The organism is Paenibacillus phytorum, from assembly GCF_013141715.1.
Lineage (GTDB): Bacteria > Bacillota > Bacilli > Paenibacillales > NBRC-103111 > Paenibacillus_E > Paenibacillus_E phytorum.
On record NZ_WHOA01000026.1, the window covers coordinates 14,135 to 26,116 of the forward strand.

The window sequence follows — 11,982 nt, forward strand, 5'->3', positions numbered from 1 at the left end:
GAATGATCGCCATTATTGATTATGGAATGGGTAATTTGCACAGCGTAAGCAAGGCTGTCGAGCGTCTAGGTTACGAAGCTGTTGTAACAGGGGATGCTGAGCAGATCCTTGCTGCAGAGGGTGCTATCCTACCGGGTGTAGGCGCATTCGGGGATGCGATGGAGCAGCTGCGCGAGTCAGGGCTGAATGATGTCGTCACCCGTTATGCGGAATCGGGTAAGCCTTTATTAGGTATTTGCCTTGGTATGCAGTTGTTGTTCGCCAGCAGCGAAGAGCATGGGGATCATGAGGGGCTTGCCCTTTTGCCTGGTTCGGTCGTTCGCTTTCGCGGCGACTACAAGGTGCCGCATATGGGTTGGAATCGATTAGTCTACAAGCAAAATGCGAGTCCGATTTTCCAAGGTATCGAAGAAGGGCACGTGTATTTCGTCCACTCCTATCATGCGAAGCCGGAGCGCGAAAGCGACCTGCTTGCGGTAACGGATTACAATCAGCCAGTGACGGCTATTGTAGGCAGAGATAACGTATTCGGCATGCAGTTTCACCCCGAAAAAAGTGGGGATATCGGCATGCAGCTGCTAAATAATTTCCTCGCAATGTGTAAATAAGCAAATAACAATCTCTATCGTCTCTTATTTGGTGCGATGGGGCGGGTTAGACACAGATAGAAGCTTCTAGGGACTCTTATTCGGTATGAAAAGCTTGAAAAGGCTTGATTTCGGAGGAAATAGAAGTCTGCAAAGACTCTTATTTGGAGTCATTTAGCCAGTTTTTCAGAAATAGAAGCTCTTAGAGACTCTTATTCGATGCAAAGCTATGGAGCTTTATTGTGGAACATGAGCAATCCAGCTGTTTTTGCACAAATAGAAGTTTAGCTTAGGAAGGAGGTGCCCATCATGTTAGCCAAAAGAATTATACCTTGCCTAGACGTCAAGGATGGCAGGGTGGTCAAGGGCGTTAATTTCGTTAATTTGCGTGATGCAGGCGATCCGGTGGAGCTGGCAGCGATTTATGATAAAGAGGGCGCGGATGAGCTGGTGTTCCTCGATATTTCGGCTTCGGTGGAAGGACGGGCGACGATGGTGGAGGTTGTTCGTCAAACGGCAGGGGAGATAACGATCCCTTTCACCGTTGGCGGCGGCATCTCCAGTGTGGATGACATGAAACGCCTGCTTCGCGCCGGAGCGGATAAGATCGGTATCAACACTGCGGCGGTTCGCAATCCTCAGCTCGTTTCGGATGGAGCGCGGAAGTTCGGTTCCCAGTGTATTGTCGTTGCCATTGATGCGAAGTTTAATGCAGAGTGGGGCGAGTGGGAAGTGTTCACGCATGGCGGACGCAACGCTACGGGTATCAAGACGTTGGAGTGGGCGAAACGTATGGAAGAGCTTGGCGCAGGAGAAATCTTGCTTACCAGCATGGATGCAGACGGGACGAAGGACGGCTTTGATTTGAAGCTAACGCGTGCCGTATCCGAGCTGCTGACGATTCCCGTGATTGCTTCTGGCGGAGCGGGGAAGGCGGACCATTTCTACGATGTGTTCACGGAAGGGAAGGCCGACGCAGGACTGGCGGCAACCATTTTTCACTATAAAGAGTTAACGATTCAAGGGGTCAAAGAGGACCTTAAAGGTAAAGGGGTTGAAATCCGATGACATTTTCAATAGATCAGATTACTTATGATGCACAGGGTCTTGTACCTGCCATCGTGCAGGACGCAGTCAGCAAAGAAGTGCTCATGCTTGCTTACATGAATAGCGAGTCATTGCAGCGTACGATACAAACGGGTGATACTTGGTTCTGGAGTCGTTCCCGCGGGGAGTTGTGGAACAAGGGGGCAACTTCCGGTCACACGCAAAAGGTAAAATCACTGCGTTACGACTGCGATGCAGACACGCTTCTGGTTCTCGTAGAACAAGTGGGACCTGCTTGCCACAATGGAACTTACACGTGCTTCACAGCTAACATTCCTCTGGGAGATGAAGGTTCTGCGGAAGAAGCCGCACCTGCTGCCTCTGCTGGTGATCGTTTCGCGATCCTAAGCGAGTTGGAAGCTGTTATTGCTTCGCGTGACGCTGAGCGTCCTGAGGGCGCTTATACAACGTATCTTTTCGAAAAAGGTGTCGATAAGATTCTCAAAAAAGTCGGTGAAGAAACGGCCGAAGTGATTATCGCAGCCAAAAACAATGATAACGATGAGCTTCGCTATGAAGCGAGTGATCTTATTTTTCACTTAATGGTCCTTTTACGTAATAATAAATTGCCTTTGGATGATATTATGAAAGAGCTGGCCAGTCGGCACGTCAAAAAATAAATAAAACGACCTGGAGTGAATTCACGATGTTGATTGATTATCATACACATCATGTGCGCTGCGGTCACGCCTCTGGGGAACTGGAGGAATACGTCAAACGCGGCATCGAGATCGGGCTCACACAGTTGGGGCTTTCGGATCATATGCCGCTTTTGCATGTGGACCCTGCGACTTATTGGCCGGAAATGGCCATGCCGATGGAAGAACTGCCTCGCTATGTCGAGGAGTGTCTGCATCTTAAAGAGAAGTACAAAGATCAGATTGATATCCGTGTCGGGCTAGAAGGCGATTATATCGAAGGCTATGAGACGGAGATTGCCGCAATCATCAATGCGTACCCATGGGATTATGTTATCGGTTCTGTCCATTTCCTCGGCGAGTGGGATATTTCTGATTTTAGGCAGCTTGCGGGTTGGGATGGCAAGGATATTTATGCCGTTTATACCCAATACTACGAGGCAGTGAAGAAAGCAGTCCGAACCGGACTGTATGACTATATCGGTCATATAGATATGATTAAACGATTTGGTTTCGTCCCGGATCGTGATACATGGGAGCTTGAGAAGGCGGCACTGGACTCTGTGAAAGAATGTGGGCTTGCCATCGAGCTGAATGCTTCTGGCTTGCGCCATCCGTGTAAAGAGATGTTCCCGAGTCGCCGAATGCTGGAATATTGTCATAAGGTGGGAATTCCATTGACGATAGGTTCGGACGCGCACCAGCCGGATCGGTTGTCCCAATATTTGGACGAAGCTAGGGAACTCTTGAAATCCGTTGGATTTAACGAAATAGCCACATTTTCTGCCCGAAAACGACATCTTGTGACTTTTTAATTTCGACATGTTTCATGTATAATGAGTAGGAACTGTATAATCTATTTAATGAACCTTCGGAGGTAACCATTAACCATGCATAGCGACAATGTTAAAATCTTTTCCGGATCTTCGAATCCGAAGCTTGCGGAACGTATTTGTAAAGAGCTCGGCCAGCCGCTTGGACAAATTAAGCTTTCCCGTTTTAAAAGCGGAGAAATTTACTGTCTTTACGAAGAAACGATTCGTAACTGTGACGTATTCCTGGTACAAACTTTTTCACATCCGATTAATGAGCACATGATGGAACTTCTGGTCATGATGGATGCGGCGAAAAGAGCTTCTGCAAGAACGATCAACCTTGTCATCCCTTACTATGGTTACTCTCGTCAAGAACGTAAAGCTGCTCCGCGTGAGCCGATTTCTGCTAAATTAGTAGCTGACTTGTTCAGTGCAGCAGGTGCAACTCGTGTTGTAACGATTGACCTTCATGCACCTGCGATTCAAGGCTTCTTCAATATTCCGGTGGATCATCTGACGGCTCTTGATCTTATCAGCGATTGCATCAAGAAGAAAAATTTACCTAACCCGATCATCGTATCTCCGGATGCGGGACGTGCGACAACCGCTGAAAAAATGGCGAACATTCTCGATGCGCCATTCGCGATGATGATTAAGAAACGCCCAGAACACAATGAGTCTGTGATTACCCACGTCATTGGTGATGTTGTAGGACGTACTCCGATCATTATCGAGGATCTGATCGATACCGGTACGACGATTGTCAACGTTGTTGAGAGTCTGAAAGAAAGAGGAGCGCATGACGTATATATTTGTGCGACACATCCTGTATTCTCCGGACCTGCCCTGCAGCGTTTAGATCACCCTAGCATTAAGGAAGTCATCATTACGGACTCCATTGCGATTCCGGAAGGACATTCCGATAAATTCAATGTACTTTCAGTAGCTCCGCTGTTGTCTGATGCGATTCGCATTATTAACGAAGGCGGATCCCTATCCTCCCTCTTCAAATACGGCGGCGTATAAGGAAGCTTTATAAGACGACTTTGAAAACGAAGGTTACTCAGGAAGTGGATTCGGCGTCGAATCTTGAACGAAATCCGGGAACTGCGGTACTCACGTAGGCTCACCTACGCTCCGTTCCTCGTTCCTCGGATTTCGTCCAACCTTCTCGGTTTTGAAAGCCGACTTTTAAAGCCACTATTGGACAAGGGTCAAGGGAAAAATTCAAGACCAGATCTTACCTTCGGATTATGTTTTTGGCTTCCAAGCGATCTATGGTATAATTTGAGTGTAATCAAATTGCCGGAGGTGTCTTGCTATGGAAAAGATTAAGCGTGTGTCCGAAGCGCCAAAGCCTAAAGTTATCTCAATTAACATGGATGCCGCATTCTTTTTCGAGAGAGCGGTTCAATCTTTGGATCGGTTTCATTATGATAAGGCATTGAAATATTTCCGGCGAGCTGCAGAGTATGAGCAGGATAATCCTGTGAATCACTGTAATCTCGCAGGAGTTCTCTCCGAAATGGGCAATTATGACGAGTCGAACCAAATTCTGCAGCATGTCCTTGATACGATCGATCCCGAGATGACAGAATGTCACTTTTATATGGCAAACAACTATGCCAACATGGAAAATTTCGAGCAGGCCGAACAAGCGTTAGTTCGATATTTGGAGACTGACCCAACTGGTCAATTCATGGATGAGTCCGAAGAAATGATGGAAATGCTGAGCTACGAGCTTGAACGTCCCGCCCCTCTCACTAGCATTAAGAGTCGAGAAGGGCTCTTCGAGCATGATAAAGCCCGTGCGCTTCTCGAAGAGGGTAAATTCGCTGAAGCTGTGAGGCAGTTAGAGAAATTGGTGAAGAATCAGCCAGATTTCACAGCTGCCCGCAACAATCTGGCCCTTGCATATTACTATATGGGTCAGTTTGAAAAGGCAATGGAAACGATTCGCGCGGTGCTCGACATCGATGCCGGAAATCTGCATGCGCTATGTAATATGGCCATTTTCCATCAGCATTTCGGTAACAAGGAGGAGTTAGCTGAGCTAACATCTCTATTGTGCAAGACGTTTCCTTTTCAGCAGGATCATGTGTTCAAGCTTGCAACAACGATGGGCATCCTTTCTGAGCATGAGAAGGCATACCACTTGTTTAAGCGCCTGCTTAAAGCAGGCGACGGTACAGCAGACCCTTGCCTCTATCATTACGCAGCGGTAGCGGCCAGCCATATCGGTCGATTCGGTGAAGCTTACCGTTATTGGAAGCAAGCCGAGAAGCTTGATCCAGGCGCCGAAATCTCCAAGTTTTACTTGGAACAGCTGCGCTCACGCGAGAAGGTCGAAGGGCCGCTAACATGGAGCTATCACTACCATTTGCCTTTCGAAGAGCAGTTTAGGGTATTGGAGAAATCCACGCAAGGGATCCCAGACCAATTGAAGAAAGATCCGCTAGTGCGTTCCTCCTTCTTCTGGGCTTTGCGTCATGGTGATATCGAGACAAAGCTGCAGGTGATTCAAGCGTTCGGCTTAATTGCTGATAATGAAGTGAGAGATGCTTTGCAGGATTTCATCCTAGATCGTCAAGAGGATGACTATTTGAAACGAGTCGCGATTTTCGTACTTCGCAGTATGGGGATCCGAGAGTCACTTCCCGCCTATCTTGAGAACCAAGAGATTACGGTAGAGGCCTCTCCTTACTCGCCGCATTTGCCTATTTGGGATGCCAAATGGCAGAGTGTGATGGAAACGGCACTGTCCCATATGCACAAGCGCTACGATATGGTTCAACAGTATGATTTGGAAATCTTATGGGTTGAATTTCTGACGAAGATCTACCCGGGTGTGCCTAAGATTCATAAATCCGAGGGCTGGGCGGCAGCGTTAGAATATTTGATCGCCAAAATGCATCGCCGAGCTATTTCCTATCAGGAAGTATCTACACGCTATGGCGTTACAGTCTCTACAGTAAGCCGCAATGTAAAGTTGATTGATGACACGTGCGGTTTACGTGAGAAAATGGAAGCTATTTTCAACAAATTCACGAGTATTTGATAGCCAGTCTTTTGCCTTGTCGAAAGACCTGGCTTTCATACATAAATAAAGCGGCGGTTTCGACTGCTCGCATGGAAGCACAATAAAGCGAAGCATACGAGGGCTGTCTTGCTGAAGCAAAACGCAGGCGATGCTTACGTAGATAGCTTTCCTGAGGAAAGCACCTAGGAGGGAAACCATATGTACAAATCAGTCGTTGTAGGAACAGGACCATCCGGTCTAACAGCAGCCATTTATTTAGCGCGCGCCAACCTTAGTCCACTCGTTATTGAAGGGCCAGAGCCCGGCGGACAGCTTACCACTACTACCGAAGTAGAGAACTTCCCCGGCTTCCCTGAAGGGATTATGGGTCCTGAGTTAATGGAGAATATGCGTAAGCAAGCAGAACGTTTCGGCGCCGAATTCAAAACCGGTTGGGTGAACTCTGTTGAGCTGACGAATCGTCCGTTTAAACTGCAAGTTGAAGGTCTTGGCGAGATCGAGACAGAAACACTGATTATCTCCACGGGTGCTTCTGCCAGATTGCTGGGAATTACCAATGAGAGAGAAAACATCGGACGCGGCGTAAGTACTTGCGCAACATGTGATGGATTCTTCTTCCGCGGCAAAAAGATTGTTGTCGTTGGTGGCGGTGACTCAGCCATGGAAGAGGCGAATTTCCTTACTCGCTTTGCTTCTGAAGTTCGCTTAGTCCACCGTCGCGATGAGCTTCGCGCTTCGAAGATTATGCAGGACCGTGCTCGCGGCAACGAAAAAGTGAAATGGGCACTGAATAATACGCCGCTTGAAGTTATAGCTGGTGAAAAAGGTGTAACAGGCCTGAAGGTCAAAAATAACGAAACCGGTGAAGATGAAATCATCGAAACGGACGGTATCTTTGTAGCTATCGGCCATACACCGAATACGAAGTTCTTAGGTGGACAAATCGATACGGATGATCACGGCTATATTATTGTGAAGCCGGGCACGACGGAGACGAATATCCCTGGTGTATTTGCTTGTGGTGACGTGCAAGACACGAAGTATCGCCAAGCGATTACAGCGGCAGGAAGTGGATGCGCAGCTGCCTTGGAAGCTGAAAAGTTCCTAGAAGGCAACATCGTTCACGATTGGAGCCAGTCGCTGTAAGTGGTCTGGAGTCTTTACAGCAAACGTGGAGGGCTAATCTCTCCACGTTTTCTCATTTCTTTGGGAGCTGTTGAATCTTGACCAGCTTACAGGCTTGACTTATAGTTGGAACAGGAGCATAAGTAAACCCCACAAAGTAACGCATAGCCTTCGAAGCTTATTCCATCCGCATCGAGCTTTGCTCGATCGGCGTTTAAACTTACCGCTAATTGCGGTCATACATCATGAATTGCTTCGATGAGAGTTTATACATTACTTTGCGGGGACCCCGAAAAATGTCCGAAAATTATATGAATATTCATGAGGTGACCTTGCAATGTCAGATCAGATTTATATCGGTGTAGATTTAGGCGGTACGAATATCAAAGTGGGTATCTGCGATGAGCAGGGAAATCTGCTGCATACGTTTGAAGGCCCTACAGGCGCGGAGAATGGTGCTGATTTTGTAATTGAGCGAATTGCGCAGTATGTACGCCAAATTGTCGAAGAGTCTCCGTTTGAATGGGAGCAAGTGGCTGGTATTGGCGCAGGTTTAGCCGGATTCATGGATATTCCGGAAGGCTTCGTCAAATTCTCTCCAAATTTGCAATGGCACAATGTCCCTGCGAAGAAAATGTTGGAAGGATTTCTGGGTAAAACGGTTAAGATCGACAACGATGCTAATGTAGCTGCTCTAGGTGAAGCTTGGGCAGGCAGCGGAGCAGGAATTCCAAATGTGGTTTGCTATACGCTTGGAACAGGTGTTGGCGGCGGGATTATTATTAACGGGAAAATTTATCAAGGTTCTTCGGGTATGGCAGGAGAGCTTGGTCATATGTCCGTTGTGCCAGACATTGAAGCGATTCAGTGTGGATGTGGACAAATGGGTTGTCTAGAAACAGTTTCGTCGGCGACAGGCATCGTTCGTATGGCCAATGAAGCGGTTGAACGCGGCGAGAAAACGTCATTAGCTCTTCATGAGAAGATTGAAGCGAAGCATGTCTTCGATGCTGCCAAGAGCGGAGATGAAGTATCCCTGCGCATCGTGAACCGTGCTGCATATTATATTGGACGTTCGATGGCTGCGATGGCTGTTATTATTAACCCGAAACGATTCATACTCGGTGGTGGTGTTTCTAAAGCAGGAGAAATTTTATTCCAACCGATTCGTGAAACCTTTAAGAAATACACGCCAGAGACAGCCTCAGAAGGTGTTGAGATCGTTGCTGCAACACTTGGTAACGACGCGGGCATCGTGGGCGCTGCTGGGTTGAATTTAAGATAGACGTAAAACGTACTGTTCGTATGGTTAGCAGATCTGAGTTGGCCTGCTAGAAGCACTCCAAAGGAAGGTGTCATTCATGGAAGAAAACCATCCCTTAGCGAAACTGGTCATAATTACAGGAATGTCAGGTGCAGGTAAGACAATTGCCGTACAGAGTCTAGAGGATCTAGGATTCTTCTGCGTCGATAATTTACCTCCTGTGCTGATTCCTAAATTTGCTGAATTGATCGAGCAGTCGATGGGGAAAATCGGCAAAGTGGCACTGGTGATTGATTTGCGAGGGCGTGAATTTTTCACTGCACTTCAGGAGTCGCTTCGTTATATTCAAGAGAATTACACGCTTAGTTATGAAATTCTATTCCTAGATGCTACCGATGCGACGCTAGTACAGCGTTATAAGGAAAGTCGCCGCCGTCACCCGCTAGCTCCCGATGGAGCGCCGCTTGAAGGTATTGGTCTTGAGCGTAAACTACTGGAAGAGCTGAAAGGCTTAGCCACACAGGTTATTGACACAAGCACGCTTAAGCCGGTGCAGCTCAAAGAAAGAATTATTTCCAGGTTTACCAATTTGGAAACAAACCGCATATCTATAAATGTAATCTCCTTCGGATTTAAGTATGGTGTCCCAATTGATGCTGATTTAATCTTCGATGTTCGCTTCTTACCGAATCCACATTATGTGGAACAGCTTCGTCCACAAACAGGTCAAGATCCCGATGTGTATGACTACGTGATGAAGTGGAGCGAAACGCAAGAGTTCCTGAATAAGCTGCTCGATATGCTGAATTTCTTAATGCCTCAATATAAGAAAGAAGGCAAGAGTCAGGTTGTTGTGGGCATAGGTTGCACTGGAGGTAAACATCGATCCGTCGCCATCACTGAATATCTCGGTAAAGTGATGGGGAACAGCGAAACCGAAACCGTGCGTTTGAGTCATCGAGACGCCGAGCGGGACCGTGTATAAGCAGTCCTACGATTAAGAGGGTGAAAGAAGTATGGAACATGTTGAATTACAACGCAAGCCCAGAATAGTCGTTATTGGCGGTGGAACAGGTCTTTCGGTTATGCTTAGAGGATTGAAGGAGAAGCCGGTTGATATTACAGCCATTGTGACGGTAGCGGATGATGGAGGAAGCTCTGGTATTCTCCGGAATGAATTGCAGATGCCGCCTCCAGGTGACATTCGCAGCGTGTTAACGGCCCTTGCTGATGTCGAGCCTTTGCTGTCGCTTATTTTGCAATATAGATTTCAAGTGGGTACAGGTTTAGCTGGACACAGTCTGGGAAATCTAATACTAGCAGCTCTTACGGATATTACAGGTGACTTTGTCACTGCGGTTCAAGAAATGAATCGGGTATTTGCTGTTCGAGGTCGGGTTCTTCCCGCATCGAATCAAGCCATCGTGTTGAAAGCGATCATGGAAGATGGTACCTTAGTCGTAGGCGAGTCCAAGATTCCAAAAGCGGATGGACGCATCAAGCGTGTATTCATCGAGCCGGCTAACGTGACACCGCTAGCTGAAGCCGTTCAAGCTATACGCGAAGCAGATGCTATATTATGCGGCCCCGGTAGCTTATATACCAGCTTGCTGCCGAATCTGCTTGTCCCTGGGATCGCGGAAGAAATTGTGAAATCAAATGCTGTAAAGTTGTTCATCTGCAATGTGATGACACAGCCAGGCGAAACCGACGACTACTCGGTCAGCGATCATCTGGACGCCATTTATGATCACCTGGGCCAACACTTGTTTGACTATGTGATTGTGAATAATGGGGAAATCCCTCCGCAAGTTCAGGCGAGATATGCGGAAAAGGGTTCGAAAGCGGTTCATTTGGACCTAGAAGAAGTCACGAAGAGAGGGTATCGGATTATTGCTGATCGACTCGTGCTATTTCGTACCTACCTTCGTCATGATGCAGAGAAATTGAGTGACCATATTTATCAGCTCGTCGAAAGCTGGATGTTAAGGAAGAAGTGAGTCCCTTGTCCTTTGCGGCAACAACCAAAAAAGAATTGACGTTAATTACAGATGCGGAAGCATGTTGTGAAAAAGCGGAACTGTCGGCTTTGATTCGAATGAATGGATCTGTGCAGTTAACCAGCCAACGCGTCGTACTTGATATTTCAACCGAAAATGCAGCTATTGCTAGACGGATATACACGCTCATCAAAAAGACGTACAAATTGCACACCGAGCTGCTCGTGCGTAAAAAAATGCGTTTGAAGAAGAATAACGTGTACATTGTTAGAGTTCCTGGTCAGGTCCAGGAGCTGCTCAGTGATCTGAAAATTGTTTCCGAAGGGTTCATCTTCACCACGGGAATTAACAAAGAGATCATTCGAGGCAACTGCTGCAAACGGGCCTATCTTCGTGGGGCATTCATGGCTGGAGGCTCGGTGAATAACCCCGAGGGTTCTTCTTATCATCTCGAGATTGCCTCGATTTACGAGGAGCATTGCAAGGCGTTATCGCAGCTTGCGAACAAATTCGACTTGAATGCCCGCTGCATCGAACGCAAAAAGGGGTTCGTCTTGTATATCAAGGAAGGCGAGAAGATTATCGAGTTTCTAAGTATCATTGGCGCACATCAAGCACTTCTGCGCTTTGAGGATGTCCGGATCATGAAGGATATGCGTAACTCGGTAAATCGTATTGTCAATTGTGAAACAGCGAACCTCAACAAGACGATTGGTGCAGCTGTTAGACAGATCGAAAATATCCGTCTCCTGCAAAGGGAGGTCGGACTCGATAGCTTGCCTGAGAAGCTAAGAGAGGTTGCCGAGATTAGACTTCAGCATCCCGATCTGAATCTCAAGGAGGTTGGCGACATGCTTAAGGGCAGTGTAAGCAAATCTGGCGTCAATCATCGTCTGCGAAAAATCGACGAATTGGCTGAAAAACAGCGGAATTCGTAGATAAGAAGGCCCTGTACAGCGCATCTATAAGTTTTTCTCATTTTTTCTAGTGTACTTCAGGGAAAAATGCTATAATGTTAAAACATAGGGTTTAGCACTGTTATCAATAGTAATTCATATAAGCTCCATATTAGGGGGAATTAGTTCCATGTCCAGACGTCCAGTCGTTGTGAAGTTGAGAACAGGACTTCATGCCAGACCTGCGGCATTGTTTGTTCAAGAGGCGAATAAATTTTCATCTGAGATCTTTGTTGAGAAAGATGAAAAGAAAGTGAATGCGAAAAGCATCATGGGAATTATGAGTCTTGCGATCAGTACAGGAACCGAAGTCTTCATAAGTGCAGAAGGTTCGGATGCCGAGCAGGCTGTAAACGCTTTAGTCACATTAGTTAGCAAGGAAGAATTGGAAAACCAATAATCCTTCAAAAGCTTCCTTTCGAGGAGGCTTTTTTGCGAGTGAAGTGGCCA

At 47.0% G+C, this 11,982-nt stretch carries 12 protein-coding genes; all 12 read left to right on the forward strand.

All coding sequences use genetic code 11. The features are described 5' to 3' along the window. Nucleotides 1–2: 2 nt before the first annotated feature. Nucleotides 3–608 (forward strand): imidazole glycerol phosphate synthase subunit HisH, encoded by a 606-nt coding sequence (gene hisH, locus GC098_RS04470; RefSeq protein ID WP_171641344.1) that lies wholly within the window; start codon nt 3–5, stop codon nt 606–608. Between the two features lie 288 nt (nt 609–896). Continuing rightward, a complete protein-coding gene (gene hisF / locus GC098_RS04475) occupies nt 897–1,655 on the forward strand; it encodes an imidazole glycerol phosphate synthase subunit HisF (protein WP_171641346.1) in 759 nt (252 codons plus the stop codon). Beyond that, a complete protein-coding gene (hisIE, locus tag GC098_RS04480) occupies nt 1,652–2,314 on the forward strand; it encodes a bifunctional phosphoribosyl-AMP cyclohydrolase/phosphoribosyl-ATP diphosphatase HisIE (RefSeq protein ID WP_171641348.1) in 663 nt (220 codons plus the stop codon). Before hisF ends, hisIE begins: the two co-directional genes overlap by 4 nt. A gap of 26 nt (nt 2,315–2,340) precedes the next feature. Next, entirely contained in the window at nt 2,341–3,147 is an 807-nt protein-coding gene (gene hisJ / locus GC098_RS04485) for a histidinol-phosphatase HisJ (protein ID WP_171641350.1), read from the forward strand. 75 nt (nt 3,148–3,222) lie between these two features. Next, nucleotides 3,223–4,173, forward strand: a complete 951-nt coding sequence (locus tag GC098_RS04490) for a ribose-phosphate diphosphokinase (protein WP_057302624.1) — start codon at nt 3,223–3,225, stop codon at nt 4,171–4,173. Between the two features lie 295 nt (nt 4,174–4,468). Further along, nucleotides 4,469–6,205: a tetratricopeptide repeat protein gene (locus tag GC098_RS04495; protein ID WP_171641352.1), complete on the forward strand. Its 1,737-nt coding sequence runs from the start codon at nt 4,469–4,471 to the stop codon at nt 6,203–6,205. 180 nt (nt 6,206–6,385) lie between these two features. Further along, entirely contained in the window at nt 6,386–7,333 is a 948-nt protein-coding gene (gene trxB / locus GC098_RS04500; RefSeq protein WP_171641354.1) for a thioredoxin-disulfide reductase, read from the forward strand. Nucleotides 7,334–7,649: 316 nt separating this feature from the next. Next, nucleotides 7,650–8,597: an ROK family glucokinase gene (locus GC098_RS04505; RefSeq protein WP_171641356.1), complete on the forward strand. Its 948-nt coding sequence runs from the start codon at nt 7,650–7,652 to the stop codon at nt 8,595–8,597. Between the two features lie 76 nt (nt 8,598–8,673). Beyond that, the gene (gene rapZ / locus GC098_RS04510) at nt 8,674–9,561 is read left to right on the forward strand and encodes an RNase adapter RapZ (protein WP_171641358.1); all 888 of its coding nucleotides are present in this window, start codon (nt 8,674–8,676) and stop codon (nt 9,559–9,561) included. Between the two features lie 31 nt (nt 9,562–9,592). Next, on the forward strand, nt 9,593–10,576 hold the full coding sequence (gene mgfK / locus GC098_RS04515; RefSeq protein ID WP_057302620.1) for a gluconeogenesis morphogenetic factor MgfK: 984 nt from the start codon (nt 9,593–9,595) through the stop codon (nt 10,574–10,576). Between the two features lie 5 nt (nt 10,577–10,581). Further along, nucleotides 10,582–11,514 carry a DNA-binding protein WhiA gene (gene whiA, locus GC098_RS04520; protein ID WP_029195994.1) on the forward strand — a complete coding sequence of 311 codons (933 nt, stop codon included), beginning with the start codon at nt 10,582–10,584 and terminating at the stop codon, nt 11,512–11,514. Nucleotides 11,515–11,662: 148 nt separating this feature from the next. Continuing rightward, a complete protein-coding gene (locus GC098_RS04525; RefSeq protein ID WP_028555561.1) occupies nt 11,663–11,932 on the forward strand; it encodes an HPr family phosphocarrier protein in 270 nt (89 codons plus the stop codon). The last annotated feature ends 50 nt before the right edge of the window (nt 11,933–11,982 follow it).